Origin of the sequence: Sphingomonas sp. CFBP8993 (assembly GCF_034044895.1) — a bacterium.
Lineage (GTDB): Bacteria > Pseudomonadota > Alphaproteobacteria > Sphingomonadales > Sphingomonadaceae > Sphingomonas.
The window spans coordinates 365,070-384,458 of sequence record NZ_JAXCWU010000004.1; the positions used below are offsets into that span (position 1 = coordinate 365,070).

General features: G+C 66.4%; 19 protein-coding genes and 1 tRNA gene. 7 read left to right on the plus strand and 13 right to left on the minus strand.

The window, feature by feature from the left end; translation table 11 throughout:
• The first annotated feature begins 84 nt into the window (after positions 1-84).
• Both lptF and lptG read left to right on the plus strand, forming a co-directional pair.
• Positions 85-1,284: an LPS export ABC transporter permease LptF gene (lptF, locus tag SOM26_RS10525; protein WP_320452660.1), complete on the plus strand. Its 1,200-nt coding sequence runs from the start codon at positions 85-87 to the stop codon at positions 1,282-1,284.
• Positions 1,281-2,378, plus strand: coding sequence for an LPS export ABC transporter permease LptG (lptG, locus tag SOM26_RS10530; RefSeq protein WP_320452661.1), 1,098 nt, complete (start codon positions 1,281-1,283; stop codon positions 2,376-2,378). Before lptF ends, lptG begins: the two co-directional genes overlap by 4 nt.
• A gap of 199 nt (positions 2,379-2,577) precedes the next feature.
• Here lptG and SOM26_RS10535 read toward each other — a convergent pair whose 3' ends face one another.
• Positions 2,578-3,672 (minus strand): fatty acid desaturase family protein, encoded by a 1,095-nt coding sequence (locus SOM26_RS10535; RefSeq protein WP_320452662.1) that lies wholly within the window; start codon positions 3,670-3,672, stop codon positions 2,578-2,580.
• 131 nt (positions 3,673-3,803) lie between these two features.
• Here SOM26_RS10535 and SOM26_RS10540 point away from each other — a divergent pair, with 131 nt between their 5' ends.
• Entirely contained in the window at positions 3,804-4,955 is a 1,152-nt protein-coding gene (locus SOM26_RS10540) for a GNAT family N-acetyltransferase (protein WP_320452663.1), read from the plus strand.
• 48 nt (positions 4,956-5,003) lie between these two features.
• Here the strand turns inward: SOM26_RS10540 and SOM26_RS10545 are convergent, their stop codons facing one another.
• A complete protein-coding gene (locus SOM26_RS10545) occupies positions 5,004-5,255 on the minus strand; it encodes a hypothetical protein (protein WP_320452664.1) in 252 nt (83 codons plus the stop codon).
• 32 nt (positions 5,256-5,287) lie between these two features.
• Positions 5,288-5,542, minus strand: coding sequence for a hypothetical protein (locus SOM26_RS10550; protein WP_320452665.1), 255 nt, complete (start codon positions 5,540-5,542; stop codon positions 5,288-5,290).
• Between the two features lie 549 nt (positions 5,543-6,091).
• Between SOM26_RS10550 and SOM26_RS10555 the strand changes: the two genes are divergently transcribed.
• Positions 6,092-6,745 carry a class I SAM-dependent methyltransferase gene (locus tag SOM26_RS10555; RefSeq protein WP_320452666.1) on the plus strand — a complete coding sequence of 218 codons (654 nt, stop codon included), beginning with the start codon at positions 6,092-6,094 and terminating at the stop codon, positions 6,743-6,745.
• Complete coding sequence (locus SOM26_RS10560; protein ID WP_320452667.1) at positions 6,742-7,365, plus strand: hypothetical protein; 624 nt, start codon at positions 6,742-6,744, stop codon at positions 7,363-7,365. Before SOM26_RS10555 ends, SOM26_RS10560 begins: the two co-directional genes overlap by 4 nt.
• A 185-nt stretch (positions 7,366-7,550) precedes the next feature.
• On the opposite strand, the gene SOM26_RS10565 is transcribed toward SOM26_RS10560, so the two are convergent.
• Positions 7,551-9,227 (minus strand): aminotransferase class III-fold pyridoxal phosphate-dependent enzyme, encoded by a 1,677-nt coding sequence (locus SOM26_RS10565; RefSeq protein ID WP_320452668.1) that lies wholly within the window; start codon positions 9,225-9,227, stop codon positions 7,551-7,553.
• Between the two features lie 53 nt (positions 9,228-9,280).
• On the opposite strand from SOM26_RS10565, the gene asd reads away from it, so the two are divergent.
• Positions 9,281-10,123 carry an archaetidylserine decarboxylase gene (gene asd, locus SOM26_RS10570; protein ID WP_320452669.1) on the plus strand — a complete coding sequence of 281 codons (843 nt, stop codon included), beginning with the start codon at positions 9,281-9,283 and terminating at the stop codon, positions 10,121-10,123.
• 175 nt (positions 10,124-10,298) lie between these two features.
• Here the strand turns inward: asd and SOM26_RS10575 are convergent.
• The 5 genes from SOM26_RS10575 to SOM26_RS10595 all read right to left on the minus strand — a co-directional run bounded on the left by SOM26_RS10575 (position 10,299) and on the right by SOM26_RS10595 (position 12,771).
• Positions 10,299-10,375, minus strand: a tRNA-Arg gene (locus SOM26_RS10575).
• Between the two features lie 69 nt (positions 10,376-10,444).
• Entirely contained in the window at positions 10,445-10,906 is a 462-nt protein-coding gene (locus SOM26_RS10580; RefSeq protein WP_320452670.1) for a DUF1178 family protein, read from the minus strand.
• Entirely contained in the window at positions 10,903-11,727 is an 825-nt protein-coding gene (locus SOM26_RS10585) for a carbon-nitrogen hydrolase family protein (protein WP_320452671.1), read from the minus strand. Before SOM26_RS10585 ends, SOM26_RS10580 begins: the two co-directional genes overlap by 4 nt.
• Positions 11,724-11,981 (minus strand): glutaredoxin 3, encoded by a 258-nt coding sequence (gene grxC, locus SOM26_RS10590; protein WP_320452672.1) that lies wholly within the window; start codon positions 11,979-11,981, stop codon positions 11,724-11,726. The genes SOM26_RS10585 and grxC overlap by 4 nt, the downstream gene beginning before the upstream one ends.
• Positions 11,982-12,012: 31 nt before the next feature.
• Positions 12,013-12,771 (minus strand): ComF family protein, encoded by a 759-nt coding sequence (locus SOM26_RS10595; protein WP_320452673.1) that lies wholly within the window; start codon positions 12,769-12,771, stop codon positions 12,013-12,015.
• A gap of 58 nt (positions 12,772-12,829) precedes the next feature.
• Between SOM26_RS10595 and SOM26_RS10600 the strand changes: the two genes are divergently transcribed.
• On the plus strand, positions 12,830-13,690 hold the full coding sequence (locus SOM26_RS10600; RefSeq protein ID WP_320452674.1) for a class I SAM-dependent methyltransferase: 861 nt from the start codon (positions 12,830-12,832) through the stop codon (positions 13,688-13,690).
• Here SOM26_RS10600 and SOM26_RS10605 read toward each other — a convergent pair whose 3' ends face one another.
• The 4 genes from SOM26_RS10605 to argE all read right to left on the minus strand — a co-directional run bounded on the left by SOM26_RS10605 (position 13,691) and on the right by argE (position 19,368).
• Positions 13,691-14,080 carry a response regulator gene (locus SOM26_RS10605; protein WP_320452675.1) on the minus strand — a complete coding sequence of 130 codons (390 nt, stop codon included), beginning with the start codon at positions 14,078-14,080 and terminating at the stop codon, positions 13,691-13,693.
• A 66-nt stretch (positions 14,081-14,146) separates the two neighbouring features.
• Entirely contained in the window at positions 14,147-16,570 is a 2,424-nt protein-coding gene (locus SOM26_RS10610; RefSeq protein WP_320452676.1) for a tetratricopeptide repeat-containing sensor histidine kinase, read from the minus strand.
• Complete coding sequence (locus SOM26_RS10615) at positions 16,557-17,876, minus strand: EAL domain-containing protein (protein ID WP_320452677.1); 1,320 nt, start codon at positions 17,874-17,876, stop codon at positions 16,557-16,559. The genes SOM26_RS10610 and SOM26_RS10615 overlap by 14 nt, the downstream gene beginning before the upstream one ends.
• Positions 17,877-18,198: 322 nt before the next feature.
• Positions 18,199-19,368: an acetylornithine deacetylase gene (gene argE, locus SOM26_RS10620; protein WP_320452678.1), complete on the minus strand. Its 1,170-nt coding sequence runs from the start codon at positions 19,366-19,368 to the stop codon at positions 18,199-18,201.
• Between the last annotated feature and the right edge of the window lie 21 nt (positions 19,369-19,389).

Consider the following 19,389-nt stretch of genomic DNA (forward strand, 5'->3'; position numbering starts at 1 on the left):
CAAGGGGTGACGCGCCCTGCCCGCCCTCGTATAGCCATGGCCGTTTTAGCGCGCGAGTGATGTCCCCGGCATGAAGTCCCCCGCATGAAATCAATCGATCGCTACATGGCCCGGTTGATCGCGTTGCCGCTGTTCGCGACGCTGCTCATTTCTGCGATGCTGCTCGTGCTCGATCGCATCCGCCGCCTGTTCGAGTTCGTCGCGACCGAGGGCGGTCCGATCAGCGTGGTGTGGCGGATGCTCGCCAACCTGCTGCCCGAATATCTGGGGCTGGGCATTCCGATCGGGTTGATGCTGGGCATCCTGCTCGCCTTTCGTCGCCTGGCCACCTCGTCCGAGTTGGACGTGATGCGCGGCGTGGGCATGAGCTATACCCGCCTGCTGCGCGTGCCGTATATGTACGCGATCGTGCTGGCCGCGCTGAACTTCGCGATCGTCGGCTATATCCAGCCGGTCGCCCGCTATTATTACGAAGGGCTGCGCTACGAATTGCGCACCGGTGCGCTGGGAGCGTCGATCAAGGTTGGCGAGTTCACCCATCTGGGCGACCGCATGACCCTGCGCATCGAGGAAAGCCGCGAGAATGGCCGCGACCTGTCGGGCATCTTCGTTCACGCCAACACGTCCAAGGGCGACTGGATCGGCGTGACGGCGGCACGCGGGCGCTTCCTGGCGACCGATGATCCCAACGTCATCATCTTCCGCCTGACCAACGGCACGCTGATCCACAACCGGCCCGAGTTCAAGGCACCGCGCGTGCTGACCTTCTCCAGCCACGATTTGCCCATCGATCTGCCCAAGTTCGACAATTTCCGCCAGCGCGGCGGCCGCGACCTGGAGTTCACCCTGCCCGAACTGGCCCGCCATGGGCAGGACGCACAGAGCGCCGAGGCCCGTGCGGGCAGCCGGTCCGAATTCCACTTCCGCGTGGTCGAGGTGGTGACGATGTTCCTGCTGCCGCTGCTGGCGGTGTCGCTGGGCATCCCGCCCAAGCGATCGACCTCGGCGCTGGGCGTATTCCTGTCGATCGTGATGCTCGTCACCTATTTCAAGGTGAACCAATATGCCGCCGATATCGGTGCGCTGGGCCGGGTGAACCCGGTGCTGGCGCTATGGGGGCCGTTTGCGGTCTTCGCCGGACTGGTGCTGTGGATGTATTACGTCACCGCCTATGTCCCCGGCGGCCAGCCGATCGGCGCGCTGGAGCGTGGGGTGGCCAAGACCGCCAAGGCGATCGGCCGCTGGCTGCCCGGCCGCCGCCGCAAGAAGGCGCACACGGCATGAGCCTGTCTAATATCTTCCCGTCCCGGACGATCGCCATCTACATGGCGAAGATGTTCCTGGTCCGCACCTTCGCCATCCTGTTCGCGGTGGCGCTGGTGCTCCAGACGCTCGACGTGCTCAGCGAGTCCGGCGCGGTGCTGGCCGCACCCGGCAACGGGCAGGCGCAGGTGTGGCGCTACGTCTCGCTGCGCGCGCCGCAGATCATCTCGTTCCTGCTGCCCTTCTCGGTGCTGCTCGGCACGATCCTGACCTTCTTCACGATGAACCAGAATTCCGAGGTCATCGCGTTGAAGGCGGCGGGCATGTCGGCGCATCAGGTGCTCGCCCCCCTGCTGATCGCCAGCGCGGGCGTGGCGGCGTTCAGCTTCGTCTTCAACGACCGCATCGTCCCGCGTGCCAGCGCGACGCTCAGCGCCTGGCAGAAGGTGCAATATGGCCCCCTGCCCATCGACAGCGGCGACCGGGCCAATGTCTGGGTGCGCGACGGCGACGACCTGATCTCGGTCGACCTGATCCAGGGCCGCGGGGCCAAGACCCAGATGGGCGGCGTGACCCTCTATGACCGCGAGGGCGGCAGCCTGCGGGCGATCGTTCGCGCGCCGCGCGGGATCCGCTCCGGCGATGGCTGGCAGATCGGTCCTGCGACGCGGTTCGAGGTGCAGTCGGGTAAGCTGACCCGCTATCCCTCGCTGATCGTCGGGCGCGGGGTTACGCCCGAGCAACTGACGCTCGCCAGCGTCAGCGCGGACAACCTGTCCTTCGGCGCGCTGTCCAGCGCGATCACCGACCTGCAGGAGGCGGGCCGTCCGACCAAGTCACTGGAGGGTTCGCTCTGGCACAAGCTGTCCGCGCCGATGTCGGCGATGCTCATGCCGCTGCTGGGCGCGGTCGCAGCCTTCGGCGTCGCGCGGTCGGGTAAGCTGTTCCTCCGCGCGGTGGTCGGCATGGCGCTGGGCTTCGCCTATTTCGTGGCGGACAATTTCTCGATGGCGATGGGCGATCTTGGCGCCTACCCACCGTTTCTGGCCGCCTGGGCACCGATCCTGCTATTCTTCCTGATCGGGGAAGCGGTGCTGTTCCGGACGGAGGAGTGAGGGCGATTAGCCCTCTACCTTGGTCCCCGTTTCACTGAGCGACGTCGAAGTGCACGGTCCAGGCATGGCGGCTGGATGGCGGTGTTCCCCTGGCCTTCGACTTCGCTCGGGCTGAACGGGGGGTGAGAAATACCTGACCTCCGATCGCACCGAGCGGGGTCGAAGCGCACGCCCCTCGCCTCGCTCGGCCGGGGGGAAGTTACTTCCCCCGGCGGATCGTGCTCAGACCGATCTTGGCGACCAGCCCCGGCAGGCCCTTGTAGCTGGCCTTGTGATAGGGCGAGTCGGGGGTCAGCGCCGCACTGATCCGGCGGTGCGCCTCACCCAGCGCATGATAGGGCAGCGACGGCAGCAAGTGGTGCAGCGCGTGATACCGCAGCCCCACCGGCGCCCACAGCCCCGGCAGCAGCGCGGGCGGCGGTACGTTGACCGAGTCGAGATACTGGGCCGTGACAGTCATCTGCTCGCCCTCATTCTCCCACAGATGCGCGACCAGCGTACGGACCTGATTGAGCACCGCCACCGCAGACCCGATCGCGAACCCGATCGCAAAGCCGCGCACCGGAACGACACCCGTCGCGACCATGGCCACCAGCGCGATCGCCCAGATCGAGGCCGCCGCGTCGGTGCGGTTGAAGCGCACCAGCGCCTCTCCCTCGGGCATGCGGCGACGGAATTGCGGATTGATCGCCAGTGCCGAATAACGCTCGACGACGATCTTGCGCAGGCCCGGAATCACCCACGACAGCGGCGACAGGATCGCGAACCGGATCAGCAGGCCCAGCGGCGCCAGCGTGGACACCAGGATGAACACCGGCAGCGTCCACGGCTTCATCAGCGCCAGCGGCAGATATTCGGGATCCTCCGCCGTGCCGTAACGCGTCTTGGCATGGTGCAGATTGTGCACCCCTTCATACATGAAGGCGGGGGTCAGCAGCGGCACGCCGACCAGCGCGTTCCATCCCTCGCGGAAGTGCGGCAGCGCCGAATGCTTCATATGGCTGACTTCATGGATGAACAGCAGCGCACGATACAGCGCCAGCACCGCCACGACCGAAGCCACCACGATCACGCCCGTCGACGACACCGTCACCGCGACGCCGAGCGCCGCGTAACCGAGCAGTGCGCTGCCCGCCATGTCGGCCCAATAGAGCCTGGGGCGCGGCGCGATCAGGTCGCGGGTCAGCTCGGCGGCCGCCCGCAGCATGGCCTTGTCGTCCATGATGGGGACACGGGGCGTGGCAACGGCGGCGTTCGGGGCCGAGGCGCGGTCGAAAGAAAGCGTCGAATCCATGGTTTATCCTTTGCCCCCACATAGTGGCGACACGGTGGCATTCCCACGCCCCGCCATGACGGAATCCTCACTCGCTATGATCGAGCGAGACGGTTAGGAATGACGGCAAAATCATTGCCGGACCGCATTCCATGACCGTTTCCATCCGTCCCATCTCGTCGAAGCGCGATCGCAAGGCGTTCGTCGACTTCCCGTTTTCGCTCTACGCCAACGACCCCCACTGGGTTCCGCCGCTGAAGGGCGAGGCGCTGGGCCTGATCACGCCGGAAAAGAATGGCTGGTACAGCCATGCCAAGGCGCAGCTTTTCCTGGCGGAGGACAATGGCAAGGTCGTCGGCCGCGTCTCCGCGCATCTCGACACGCTGGCGCTGGAGATGGACCCGGCCAAGGGCTTCGGGCCCGGTGTCGGCTTCTGGGGCCTGATGGATGCGACGAACCAGGACGTGTTCCGCAGCCTGCTTGCCGCCGCCGAGGGCTGGCTGCGCGAACAGGGCATGACGCGGGCGATTGGCCCCGTGTCGCAATCGGTGTGGGAAGAACCGGGCCTGCTGGTCCAGGGCTTCGATCAGGACCCGACGATCATGATGGGCCATGCGCGCCCCGAATATCAGGGCTGGATCGAGGCGGCGGGGTACGGCATCGTCAAGCAGCTCTTCACCTATGAGCTGGACATCACGCAGGAATTTCCCCCGATCGTCCAGCGCATCATCAAGTCGGGCGAGAAGAACGAACGCATCCGCATCCGCGAGGTAAACAAGGCCAAGTTCGACGAAGAGGCCGCGATCATCCTGCACATCCTGAACGATGCGTGGTCCGACAATTGGGGCTTCATCCCCCTCACCCCGCCCGAGATCAAGGATGTCGGCGTCAAGCTGAAGCCGATCGTCTTCAACGACCTGATCCGCATCGCCGAACTGGACGGCAAGCCGGTGGCGTTCATGATCACGCTCCCCGACCTGAACGAGGCGATCAAGCCGCTGAACGGCAGCCTGCTCCCCTTCGGCTGGGCCAAGCTGCTGCTGTGGCTGCGCGCGCCCAAGGTGCGGACGATGCGTGTGCCGTTGATGGGGGTGGTCAAGGAATTGCAGTCGTCGCGCATGGCCAGCCAGCTGGCCTTCATGATGATCGAATATATCCGCCGCGCCTCGATCGTGCGTTACGGCGCGTCGCGCGGCGAGATCGGCTGGATTCTCGACGACAATCAGGGGATGCGCTCGATCGCCGAGACCATCAACAGCAACGTCAACAAGACCTATAACGTCTATTCGCGCGATCTGGTCTGATCGCGGCGGGCGGGGCTGCCCGGCATGGGCGACCCCCACCCTTTTTCCTCACTTGTTGCGGCCGATATAGTTGAGCGGGTCGACGCCGTTCCACAGCCAGGCCTTGCGTGTCTTGCAAACCTTGCCACGCATGATGTGGTCTTCCTCGACATTCAGGAAGCAGTAGCGGGTCGGCTTGGCGGCGGCCGGCGCGGTCGGCAGAGCGGTGGCGGCGGCGGGAGCAGCAGCGGGCTTGACGACGTCATCGCGCGGCGATGCGGCGGTCAGGGCAGCGGTGGCGGCGAGCAGGGTGAGGATCATGGGACGTCTCCAGAAATCGGAACGAGGTAGGATCAGCGGCGCGCGATACGGCCGGTGGGAACCGCACCGTCGATGGCGATCCACTCGCTGGCCGTGTGGCAGAACCGGGTCGGGATCAGCGATCCGGGGAGACGATCGACGATGCAGTAACGGGTCTTGGCATCGGACGCGGCGGGACGGCCGCGAAGGTCGGTCACAACGGCGACGGCGTCCAGCGTGACGGTGGGGGCCTCCCGGACCGGAGCGGCGGTCGATACGGTCGATGCGATCAGCAATTTCAGCAACATGGTGGTAACTCCCTGGTGCCGGATGACCCCGGCATGTGAGTTACTGCATTAGTCGTGCCACACACTTCGAATGTATGTTTTCAGCCACTTAGCGATTTAGGGCTAGGCATGAATCGCCATAGTCTGGGAAATTTCACCGATCGCTTGGCGTATTATCACCGATGCGATGCCTGCGCGGCGCACATCGCTGCGCTGTTTCACGCGTTCCCCGAGACCGCCTGCCGGACGAGTGATACAAAAGGCGCAAGGCCGGATATCCCGAATCCTCAGGCGCCAACTTCAAGTTCAAAGGAAATTTCTAACAGTAAATAGGACTATCGCCGACAAGGCATAACCTTGCCTGGCAGGCTAAAACCATTTTGGTCGGATACCGACACAATAATATGTAGAGGCTTGATGCGACAAATTCATGCCGGGTTGATGACATATTGGTTTCGCTATTGAGAAATTCTCGCATGGCAAGCAGGCTTTGTCGCGAAAGTGTCACCGCCTGCTGCGAACAGGATTGGCATCGTCGCACAACGGGATGCCCCTTCGATGGCAACGCAGATGAGTACCGCCAGCGTCACCAAGGCCTATGATCGCTGGTCCCCGGTTTATGATCTGGTCTTCGGCCCCGTCTTCAAGAAGGGCCGCTCCGCCGCCATCGTCGCCGCCGAACGGATCGGCGGCCGCATCATCGAGGTGGGGGTCGGCACCGGCATCTCGCTGCCCCAATATTCCAACCGGAACCGCATCGTCGGCGTCGACCTGTCCGAGCCGATGCTCGACAAGGCGCGCGAACGGGTGCGCAGCGGCAAGCTGACCCATGTCGAGCAGATCGCCTACGGCGATGCCGAGGCGCTGCAATTCGCCGACAACAGCTTCGACGTGGTGGTGGCGCAATATGTCATCACCGCCGTGCCCAACCCCGAAAAGGCGCTGGACGAGTTCGCGCGCATCTGCCGCCCCGGTGGCGAGATCGTGATCACGACGCGCGTCGGCGCGGGCAACGGCCTGCGCGGGCGGATCGAGAAGACGCTGATGCCGGTCACCAGCCGCCTGGGCTTCCGCACCGACTTCCCGTTCGAACGCTATACCGACTGGGCCGCGACGCGCGGCGATGTGGAGCTGGTCGAAAGCCGCCCCCTGCCCCCGCTCGGCCATTTCTCGCTGGTCCGCTTCGCCAAGCGCCAGCCCATCCTCCAAGGACATGTGCAATGACGGGTTTTCGCGCGCAGCTTGCCGAACAGCGGTGGGACGATCATCGTTATTACCACCACAGCCTGGTCAACCAGAGCCTGCACTTCGTCAGCGCCTGCACCTTCCTGACCGCGTACGTGCTGCTGTTCATCGACCCGGCGGTCGCCAGCCTGCTCGCCTGGGGCGTCGCGATGACCAGCCGCCAGGCAGGCCACTTCTTCTTCGAGCCCAAGGGCTATGACCATGTGAACAAGGCGACGCATGAGCATAAGGAAGAGATCAAGGTCGGCTATAACCTGGCCCGCAAATATGTGCTGATGGCCATCTGGGGCGCGATCCCGGTCGTGCTGCTGTTCCAACCCACCTTGTTCGGGACACTGGAATATCCGGATGGCTTCATGGGCTATCTGCGCCATGTCGGCATCGGCTGGCTTGGCCTGGGCGTCAGCGCGATCTTCGTGCGGGTCATGCAGCTCTGGGTGCAGCGCGATCTGGAAACCGGGCTGGTCTGGGCGACGAAGATCGTCACCGACCCGTTCAACGACTTCAAGATGTACAAGAGCGCGCCGCGCCGACTGATGAAGGGCGAGCGGATGGATCATCACGATGCCGATGATTTCGAGGATCTGAAGGCCGCGTAAGGTCGACCTTGGTTTGACGGACGGGGCGGCGGTTCGAGAAGGACCGCCGCCCTTCTTTTTTGCTCCCCTCCGCAGGCAGGAGGGGATGGGGGAGGGCAAGGATCTCACAGAGATTTTCGCCTGTGGCCCTTGCCCCTCCCCAACCCCTCCCCCTGCCGGGAGAGGGGCTTAATAAGGGGAGGTCTTCACGCCCCCCGCCCCAACCGCACCGCCAGGGACTCCTTCAATATCCGCCGCCGGATCGCCTTGTTCGCCTGCTTCGGGTCGGCGGGCGCATCGGGCGAGGTCCACCACCAGCCATCGTCACGCATCTGTTGTCCCGCTGCAACGAAGCGGTCGCAAATATCGGCGAACAGGGGGTCGTCGATGTCGAGGCTGAAGATCAGCCGCCCGGTCCCGACCCAGCTCAACGCCAAGCCCGCCGCCCGGAGATAATATTGCAGCATCCAGTTATAGGGCGAGGCGACCGAGTAGAGGATGGTCCAGATCGTCTGGACATGCGCGACCCACAGCGGGAGGCCGGCCTCCGCCATGCGCGCATTGAACATCGCGGCGCGCGCGTTCCAACGCTCGTCCAGCCCGTCATACAGCGCCGCCACCTCGGGCGTCTCCAGCCGCCGCAGGAACGCGTTCATCGCCCCCATCACCATGGGGTGCGAATTGAAGGTCCCGCGCGCGAAGCAGATGTCGACGGGGCGATCCTCACGCCAGCGCTTCATCAGATGGGCCGGACCGCACAGCACGCCGACCGGCAGACCGCCGCCCAGCGTTTTGCCGTAGGTGATCAGGTCGGGCCTCACCCCGAAATATTCGGGCATCCCACCTTTCGCCAGGCGAAAGCCCATGAATACCTCGTCGAAGATCAGGACGATGCCGTTCGCGCGGCAAGTCTCGGCCAGCCGGTGCAGCCAGTCGCGATAGGCGGCCATATCCGCCCCCGCCTTGCGCCCGCCATCGACCAGCTGACCGTCGGACGGGGCCGAGCCATTGGGGTGCATCGCCTGGAGCGGATTGACCAGCACGCAGGCGATATCCTTGCGCGTCGCCAGCACCTTCAGCGTCCGCTCGGACATGTCGGCCAGCGTCAGCGTGCGGTCGGCGGGCACCGGGTTGCCGATGCCGGGCTGCACATCACCCCACCAGCCATGATAGGCGCCCGCGAACCGCACCAGGCGCGGTCGCTTGCTATGGTAGCGCGCCAGCCGCACCGCCTGCATCACCGCCTCGGTGCCCGACATGTGGAAGGACACCTCGTCCATTCCCGACAGCGCGGTCAGGCGGCGGACATTGTCGGCGACGACCGGGTGGAACGAGCCGAGCACCCCGCCCAGATCGCTCACCATCGCCGCACCCTCGGCCATGGTCTGCTTGTAGAAGTCGTTGCCGAACAGGTTGACGCCGTAGGAACCGGTCAGGTCGATCAGGTGGTTACCGTCCAGGTCGACCAGGATCGGCCCCTCGGAGCGCTCGTAAAAGGCGCCGGTCGCCAGGGTCGTGCGGACCTTCTCGCGGAATTGGAACGGCACACGGTACGCACCGGTGAACTGCAGGTCGGACAGGCCGGGCCGCGTCTCGCGGGTCAGTGCCAGCGTCCTGGCGAAGCGCTCGGCGAACAGCGCGCCCAGCCGCTCGAACCCGGCACGCCGCCGGGCCGCGACGGTGTCGGGCGCATCGTCGACGCAAAAGAAGCGATCCTCGCCATAGGCATAGAACGGGATCTGCCCGGCGATGCGCTTGGCCATGCGGACATGGCCGCCCAGCCCCGGATGCTTGGCGCGCGACAGGGTCAGTCGCCGATGCCCCTTCGTCAGGGCAATGGCACCGGCGGAAGCGGCCAGCAGGCCAGTGAGAATCGGGTTCATGCGGCCTTTGACCGCGTACCCATGACGGAGGCATGACAATGCGCGGACCCATCATGCGGTTCTTGCTGAACGAGGACATCAATTTCCTCCTGACCAACCGCCTGCCGCGCCGCTTCGCGACGAAGGCGGTCGGGCGGATCGCCCGGATCGAGCATCCGCTGATCGCGAAACCCAGCCTTAGCCTGTGGAAATTCTTTGCCGGGGTCGACCTGTCCGACGCGCGCACCACGCGGTTCCGGTCGCTGCGCGACGGCTTTGTCCGCCCGCTGCGTGACGGCGCGCGCGAGTTCGATGCCGATCCCGACAGCATCGCCAGCCCCTGCGACGCACTGGTCGGCGCGCATGGCCGGATCGAGGATGATCGGCTCTATCAGGTGAAGGGGTTTCCCTACACGCTGGGCGACCTGATCCCCGACCCCGCACTGGTCGAGCGGTATCGCGACGGGTCTTTCCTGACCTTGCGGCTGACGGCGGGCATGTACCACCGCTTCCACGCGCCGACCGATATCGTGGTCGAGGGCGTGACCTATCTGTCGGGCGACTGCTGGAACGTGAACCCGATCGCGCTCAAGCGGGTCGAGCGGCTGTTCTGCCGCAACGAGCGCGCGGTGATCGAGGCGCGGACATTGATGTCGGGCCATCCGCTGCTGATCGTGCCGGTCGCTGCGATCCTGGTCGCCAGCATCCGTCTCCACTGCGTGGATACCGTCCGAACCCTGCGCGAGCATGGCCCCGGCCGCACCACCTGTTCGGCGCGGATCGGCAAGGGCGAGGAGATGGGCTGGTTCGAACATGGCTCGACGATCCTCCTGTTCCTTCCCAAGGGCATGACGCTGGCCGAAACCCTGGTCGAGGGACAGGCGATCCGCGCAGGAGAGGTGATCGGGCGATTGTAACGAACGCGCTTTCGCCCGCTCCTGCTTCGGGGTGCCCGGCCGTGCCACGTGATAGCATGGCGACGGAGCGTTCCAAACCCGGTATAGAACAGCGCGCCGACGCCCGCGACCCGGAATGGCGCGCAACTGGCCCGTTCGAAGCTGCCGATACCGTTCGCCGATGCCTGAAAGCGCGTGGTGACCCCGACTGGATTCGAACCAGTGGCCCCCAGATTAGGAATCTGATGCTCTATCCTGCTGAGCTACGGGGCCCCACGCGAGCGCGGTGATAACCGGCAGAGGCGATGGGGTCCAGAGCGGTTTGGCGTCCGCCTGTGCGGATCAGTTCGTCAGCTTGGGCGGCACCACGGGAAAGGGCAGCGGCGCGACCGGTACGCCTTCCTCGACCAGCGCCTTGGCCTCCGCCAGGCTCGCCTGACCATGGATCGGGGCGACCGGCGTCTCGCCTTCATGCATCGCCCGCGCCTGATCGGCAAAGCCGGTCCCGACCCAGGTCGACTTTTCCAGCATCCTGGCCTGCGCGTGGGCCAGTTGCTCCAGCGCGGCCTTGATCGCCACGGGGTCCACCGACCGACGATCCGGCGACGGGAGGTTGGGCGTGTCGGGCTTGCGGTTGCCCTTGGCGGCGATCTGCGGCGCCATTACCGCCTTTTCGATCTGCCGGTCGCCGCACAGCGGACATTCGACCCGCCCGCCGGCCCGCTGATCGGCATAGGCGGTGGACGAGGCGAACCAGGCCTCGAACACATGGCCGCTGGTACAGCGAAGGTCGAAGACGATCATGCCCGCTCCACCGGCGGAATGGGGCGGCGATGGCGGATGGCGGGCAGACGCTCACGCACCGCATCGACCTGGCCCGCGTCGATCGTCGCGAAGCCCAGCCCCGCAGGGTCGTCCATGTCGAGCAGCACGTCACCCCATGGCCCGACGACCAGCGAATGGCCATAGGTGGTGCGCCCGTCCTGATGCTCGCCGGTCTGCGCCGCGGCGACCAGATGGACACCCGCCTCGATCGCGCGGGCACGCAGCAGGATGTGCCAGTGCGCCGCCCCCGTCGGTCGGGTGAAGGCAGCGGGCACCGACAGGATCGTCGCCCCCGCCTCGGTCAGCGCGGCGAACAGCGCCGGGAAGCGCAGATCGTAACATATGGCCAGCCCCAGCCGCCCGACGGGCGTGTCGACGACCACCGCCCGCTCACCGGGCCCATAGGACGCCGACTCGCGCCAGCTTTCGCCACTGGGCAGGTCGACATCGAACAGGTGCATCTTGTCGTACCGGGCGCGGATCGCGCCGGTATCGTCGATGACATAGCCGCGATTGGCGAGCCGCCCGTCCGCCTCGCGCACGGCCAGCGATCCCAGATTCACCCATAGGCGATGCTCGGCCGCCGCGGCCCGGACGCGGGCCAGCACCGGATCCTTGTCCTCGCCGACCAGATGCGGCGCGGCGCGGCTACGATCCCGGTCGATCAGGCCGGACATTTCGGGGGTGAACAGCATCGCCGCACCGCCCGCCGCCGCGCGGGCGATCGCCTGTTCCAGCGTGGCTGCATTGGCGGCGGGATCGATCCCCGCCGTCATCTGCAACACCGCGACGGCGGTCATGCCGCCAGCAGCGGGTCGAGCCCTCCCCGCTTGTCGAGCGCGGCGAGGTCGTCCGACCCACCGATATGCTGCCCGTCGATAAAGACCTGCGGCACGGTGGTGCGGCCGTTCGCGCGGTCGATCATCTCGGCACGCTGGGGGCCACCCATGGTGATGTCATATTCCTGGGGCTCGACGCCCTTGGAGGCGAGCAGCGCCTTGGCCCGAGTGCAATAGGGGCAGAACGCCTTGGTGTAGATTTCAACCTTTGCCATCCCTCTCAGGTGTGGCGCGCGGGGCAGCTTGTCAATCGCCCGCCCCGTCGATCACCCGCGCCCAGCACAGGATAGCGACCGACGCCGCCCCCGCCGCCAGCAACACGCGGACGCACGCCCCCGCCGTTGCCCCGGTGGTATAGACATCGTCGACCAGCACGACGCGCCGCCCCTTCACCGCCGCCGGATCGGCGACGCGAAAGGCGCGGGTCACCGCATCGCGCCGCTGTCGCGGTGACAGCCCCCGCAGCAGCGGCGTGGCGCGGACGCGAACCAGGGCATCGCGAGCGATCGGCACGCCGCTGAGCCGTGCGACGCCCTCGCCGATCAACACCGCCTGGTTGAAGCCGCGCCGCCACAAGCGCCAGCGGTGGAGCGGCACCGGCACCAACAGGTCGGCATCGGGCGGCAAGCGCCGCGCCATCGGCCCGGCCATGGTCCGGGCGACGCCGATCCGCCCGCCATGTTTCAACCGGATCGGCAGTTGCCGCGCGATGGCGCCGTAAGCGACCGCCGCGTGGATGCCCGCGTGGCGTGGCGGTCGGGCCAGACAGGGCCCGCACCAGCGCTCGCCGATCGCATCGCCGTCCAGCGGTATGCCGCACCGCGCGCAGCCCGCATCGTCCAGAAAGCGCAACTGTCCCCAGCAGGAGGCACAGAAGCGATGGTCCGCCTCCACCGGCTCGGCGCATCCAGGGCAGCGCGGCGGCAACGCCCAGCGGACCACGCCCGCCAGGATGGCGAACGCGGCCGGTCCGGCCCGCTCCATCGCAAATCCCGGCCATTTCATGCGAGCCCCCATCGGCTTTGCCTTGTTCCCGATCGCGCGAACGCGCACAAGCGCCGGGGTGAGCAGCCCCACCATCTTCGACCGTCATGCGCGCCGCCTGCGTCGCGACCGCGCCCAGCCCGATTATGCCGAGCATGATTTCCTGCGCGCGGCCATGCTCGACGGCATTGCCGAGCGGCTGGACGCGGTGACGCGGCCGTTTCGCCACATCCTGGACCTGGGCTGTTTCGATGGCGGCTTCCTGCCCCCGCCGGGCGCCAAGGTGGCGCGGCTCGACCCCGGCTTCGCCTTTGCGCGGGGTGCACGCGGCGTGCAGGGTGACGAGGACCGCCTGCCCTTCGCCGATCGCAGCTTCGACTTGGTGGTGAGCGCAGGCGTCCTCGACCAGATCGACGACCTGCCCGGCGCGCTGACACTGATCCGCCGCGTGCTCCGGCCCGATGGCCTGTTCCTGGGCGCCTTTGTCGGTGGCGGATCGCTGCCCCGCCTGCGTGCGGCGTTGCGGGTGGCGGAGGCCGAGCGGCCGGTGGCGCGGTTGCATCCGCAGGTCGATGTGCGTTCGGCGGGCGACCTGCTGATGCGGGCGGGCTTTACCCTGCCGGTCGCGGATATCGAGACGCTGGCGGTGCGCTACCGCGACTTCGGCCGGCTGCTGGGCGATCTGCGTGGCATGGCGGCGAACAATCTGCTGGCCGAGCGGCGGCCGATCGCGCGGGAAACACTGGCGACGGCGGCGGCGGCCTTTGCCGACATGGCCGATCCCGATGGCCGCGTATCCGAGCAGTTCAACCTGGTCTTCCTGACCGGCTGGGCCCCGGACCCGTCTCAGCCCCTGCCCGCCAAGCGCGGCAGCGCCACCACTTCGCTGGCCGACGCGCTGCGCGTGAAGCCCGAGGCAGCCCCGCCCGACGCGAAATGATCAGCCGATGATCGCGCCGCCGCGGTCGCCCGCCAGGATACGGCCGATCGCCTCGAACAGCTGATCCATTGCGACCGGCTTGACGATGACATCGTCCGCGCCTGCGGTCAGGCAGCGTTCGCGCAAGTCGACCCCACTGTCGGCGGTAACGACGATGATCGGCAGTTCGGCCTTCCCATCGTTGCGCGCGCGGATGTGGCGGATGGCGGTGATCCCGTCCATGCCGGGCATGCGCAGGTCGATCAGGATCATGTGATAATCGTCGCGGTCGATCATCTGGAGGCCGATCTCGGCATTTTCCGCCTCGGCCATCTGCGCGCCCGCGACGTCCAGCATGTCGCGAACGACCCGCCGGTTCATACGATCGTCCTCGATGAAAAGGACGTTCATCGCCGCCCCTTCCGCATCGTGCATGTCGTGGCATTCGAGGCGCAGGTCATGGTTCCGCCCTAACGATCATGCCGCTTGCGTTACAAGTGCCGTGTTGGCGGTTTGCGATGAGTAGCCGAACAACTTACTCATCACCTCGCTCCCTGCGACAGGCTTTCCGATGAAGCTGACCAATGCGCTGTCGAAAAAATCGTTCCCTTCCAATGACTCCGCTTGCGGCCATAACACGTGGACCGGGATCGTCGGCCCCGCCGCACGAACGATGGCGGCCAGGGCGGTTGCAACGCCCTCGTCGCGGATCGCGCCGTCGTCGACCAGCACCTGCGCGATTCCCCCCTCGCCCAGCCTGGTCACCGCTTCCTCCGCCCGCCCCGCGAAAAGGGGGACGGCATGGTCGGCGCATAGCTTCGTCCACATGGCGCGGCGGATCGGATTGCGCTCAAGGATCAACAGGGTCGGCCGTTCCGGTGCAGGTTCCACGGCAAGTTCGGTCAATGGCAGCGTCAGCGTAAAGCACGAACCGCGCCCCGGTTCGCTCACCACCGTCACGTCGCCCCCCATGGCCCGGGCCAGACGGCGACAAATGGCGAGGCCCAGGCCGGTGCCACCGAACTGCCGGGTCGTGCTGGCATCAGCCTGGCGAAAGGCCTCGAAAATCTCCTCCAACTTGTCGGGGGAAATGCCGATGCCGCTGTCTGTGACCCGCACCGCGACGCCGTCCGCCGTCCGCCGCGCGTCCAGCCGGACCTCGCCGGTGCTCGTGAATTTCAGGGCATTGGACAGCAGGTTGAAGACGATCTGACGAATTCGCGCCGAGTCCCCGACCACCATCGCCGGGCAATCGGCCAGGTCGCGGACAAAGGCGATCCCCTTGGCCGCCGCCTGATCCTCGAACAGGCGGGACGCGCCGTGGATCGTCGCGGCGAGGTCGAAGGGGGCCTCCTCCAGGGTCAGGCGGCCATTCTCGATCTTGGCGACGTCGAGCAGGTCGTCGACCAGCGCGCGCATCGTCAGGCCCGCGCCGTGCATCACCTCGACCCGCTCACGCTGCGGCGCGGGCAGCCCGGTATCGGCCAGCATGACCTGGGTCATCCCCAATATGCCGTTCAGGGGGGTGCGTATCTCATGGCTGGTGGTCGCAAGAAACTCGGTCTTGACCGCCAGCGCGCGCTCAAGCTGGTCGTTGGTCACCGCCAGTTCGCCATGCGCCGCGCGAATCCGGTTGCGGCTGCGCCCCAGCGTCACCAGCCATATACCCAGCAGCGCCAGCACGATGATGATCGCACCGACCGACCCGATCAGGATGACACGCTCGGTCCGCAGCTGCTCCCGTTCAAACGCGATGTTGCGTTGCAGGTCGGCCGCCTTCATCCGCGCGATCCGCAGTTCCTGATTGGCGAAATTGAACCGCGCCCCCATCAGCGCAAGGCCGGTCGATGTCGCCAGCCGGGTCGATTCGTCGTCGATCCGCTTCAACGCCTGGAGGTGGTGCAATGCGTCGTCGGTACGTCCGACGGCGCTATAGATTTCATATGCGCTGCGATGCGCATCCCGCTGCAACACGGTGGTCGTCGCCAGATCGACACCCTTGAAGCTCTGGTCGATCAGTTGGGCGGCCTGGACCTTGCGGCCACGCTGAAAGGCGGCCTGCGCCGCTACACTTTGCAGGGCGCGCGTGTCTTCATCGCCCGGACGAGGATCGACCCGCCGGACCTGGGCAATCGTTCCCTCGGCATCGGCGATCCGCCCCATGCGCAACTGGGCGCGCGCGATATTGCGGCCGATGACCGCTTGCAGGGCGGGACTGTCGATCTCACGCGCCAGTCGCATCGCCTCGCGTAGCTGGACCAGCGCCTCGCCCGGACGGTCCAATTCAGCCAGCGTGAGCGAGCGGTTGTTCAGGATCGCCAGTCGAAAACTGTCATCACCACGATAGGTGCTGCTGGCCTGTTCCAGATAGCGAAGGGCCGACGTGAAGTCCTTGCCGTCATTGTACAGGTCCGCGATCTGCACCAGTGCCTTGGCCTGTCCGCGTGTGTCGTTCAGCTGCTGGAAAACCCGGTGTGCGGATTGATAGGAACTCAGCGCCTCGGCGATCTTGCCATCGGTGCGGTTCAGCCCGCCTTGCGAAAGCAGGAGATTGGCCATCAGATCGGATTTCGGTGCCAGCGCCTGCACGCTCTTGAGCGCTCCGGCGATGACGTCTTTCGCGTCGTCGGGCCGCCCTATGCGAACCGCCCCCTCGCCGTGAAGCCAGTCGGCGGTGGCGAGCGCCAGCGCCCGTTGACGTCCATCCGCGATTCCGCGCGCCGCTACTCGTGCGGTGTCGGCCCTGCGCATCGCCATGGCGGGATCGCGAAGCATGTCGCCCTTCGCCGCGTCGATCGCCCGCATATAGGCTATGGGCATCGCGGGTTCGGAGGCAGCGCGAAGCTGCGCACCCGCCATGACGAGCGCGATGAAGATCAGCGCGAACCTAACCGCGCGCACTGGCAACCAGGCGGGCGAAGGGCGTCGGCGCGGCCAGTGCCGTGATCCCCTGATGCGCCTGCTCGCTCAGGAATGTGAGCAGCGCCTCCAGCCCGATCGGGCGGCTGATCAGATAGCCCTGGATCATGTCGCAACCCATGACGGTCAGGAGAGCGAGCGTGGCGGGCGTTTCCACGCCCTCGGCCACCACTTCCATCTCCAGGGCATGAGCCAGATCGATCGTCGAGCGCACGATCAACGGATCGCGGTTGGAACTGGTCAGCTGGGTGATGAACAGCTTGTCGATCTTCAATTCGCAGGCGGGAAGCTGCTTGAGATAGGCCAGCGAGGACAGGCCCGAGCCATAATCGTCGATCGCCACCGCGATGCCCATGTCGACCACGGACTTCAGATTGGCGATGGCGCTTTCGGGGTCGTGGATGACCGACGTTTCGGTGATCTCGAATCCGATCCTGGCACCGCTGTCGATCACGATCGCGCAGGCTTCGCGGACGAAGTCCTGATCGCCGAGCAACATGCCCGAGATATTGATGAACACACGCAGGTCATGCCCGGCATCGGCCAGTACCCGCTGATCGGCGATGACCCGGCGCAACACCCACAAAGTCAGCGGGCCGATGATCCGCGCCTCCTCGGCCACCGGGATGAATTCCACCGGGCTGATCGGACCATGATAGGGATGCCGCCACCGCAGCAGCGCTTCGACGCTCGTGACGCGCTGCTGGCGGACATGGACCTTGGGCTGATAGTCGACCGACAGGCCGCCTTCTTCGATCGCACGGGTCAGCTCGCGCGCCAGGGCGATCCGGTCGAGCCGATCGGCGCGGGCGGCGAGTTCGCGAACGACCACCCGTCCCTCCATCTGCGCATCGGCCAGCGCCTGCTCGGCTTCTTCGAGCAGACGCATATCGTCGTCATGCGGCACGGTGGCCAAGGCCGCACCCAGCACGGGATCGATTCGACACTCGCCCTCGGGCAGCAGGAAGGGATAGCGCAGGGCCTCGCCCAGCGTCAGCAGATGCGCGTCCAGTGCTTCGCGCGACGTTGCGCGGATCATCACCTCGACCTCGGACGGCGACGCGGCACGCGCGACCGCATCGGGAATGACGTGCGCGACCCGACCCGCGACCGCATCGATCAGCTTGCCGACCACCGCCCGGCCGAGATGGCGGCGCAATACCGTGAAATTGGCCAACCCGACCAGGACGAGCAACTGCCACTGCGCCCCGACAGCCGTCGCGGCGGCATCGACCGCACCATTTGGCGACGGGTCACCAGAGGCGATTCGAGGGAGGCCGTTCTTCACTCCCCCAGATTAGGGGGCAGCGTTAAACAAGGTATTAACCCCGTAAGTATCGCCCGTGCAGGCCTTTTTGGCGAGACGGGCAAACCTAATCCAAGCGAAACACCTGCCCATTGCGGATTGGTTAATAGGCTATTAACCATTGCATGCGCCGGGTAACGGCGTGTACGAGGGAGAAACCCCATGCTGAAGTTCATTCTGGCGCTGATCTACGGCGAGTCGATCCGCCCCTGGTAATTCCTGTTACGTCATGGGGCGGTGTGACGTGCGAAAGCCGTCCCACCGCCCCATGATTTTTTGAAAGGCCGGGCCCCGGCCCCGGGCCTCAGCGAACCAGATCGTCCGCCAGCCGCAGCATGAAGGCGGCGCCGCGCTCCATTTGCGCAATCTCGATATACTCGTCGGGCTGATGCGCCTGGGCGATCGAGCCTGGACCGCAGATGACGGTCGAAAACCCCGCCCCCTGGAACTGCCCCGCCTCCGCGGCATAGGGCACGGCGCGCGCCGGGCCATTGTCGCCTGCCCAGCGGCGCGCCAGCCGCTCGGCCATGCCATCCGCCTCGGGCGCGAAGGAGGGCGTGCGCGAGCGACGCTCGACCCGCACGCCGGCCTGCGGAAAACGGGCGCGCAGTGCGGCGTCGGCCGCGTCGCACGCGGCAAAGAACGGTGCCAGGATCGCCTCGGGCTCCTGCCCCGGCAGCGTGCGCAGGTCAAAGGCGAATCGACATTCGCGCGCCAGGATGTTGACCGCGGTGCCGCCGTTCACTTGTCCGACGGTCAGCGTGGCATGATGCGGACAGAAGGGTCCGTGCGGATCACCCTCCCCCGCCAGTCGATCGGCCAGGTCCGCAAGCTGTTGCATCAGCCGTATCGCGACCATGTTGGCGGAGGCCCCCAGATGGATCAGGCTGGAATGCGCCTCGTGACCCTTGACCGTCACGATCCAGGTCGCGATCCCCTTATGGCCGCTGACCACCACCATCTCGGTCGGCTCGCCCACCACGACGGCGGCGGGGGACGGGACTTCACGGGCGATTTCGGCGATCATCGACGGTGCGCCCAGGCAACCCACCTCTTCGTCATAGGAAAAGGCCAGATGCAGCGGACGCACCGCGCCGTTGCGCGCGACGTGCGGAGCCAGCGCGAGCGACAGCGCCAGAAAGCCCTTCATGTCGCACGTACCCCGCCCGAACAGCCGCTCCCCCCGCCGCGTCAGTTGCCAGGGATCGCTGGTCCAAGGCTGGCCGTCGACCGGCACCACGTCGCTATGCCCCGACAGGACGACGCCGCCCGGCTCCATCGGGCCGATCGTGGCATAGTAATTGGCCTTGCGGCCATCGTCGTTGAAGACCCTGCGCCCGGTCACGCCGATCCTGCCCAGATACTGTTCGGCATAGGCGATCAGGTCCAGGTTCGACTCGCGCGACGTGGTGTCGATCGCGATCAGGTCGGCCAGGATGGTAGTGGCTTGGGCGGCGAGCTGGTCCGGGGTCATGCGACTACACTGCCGGATGTT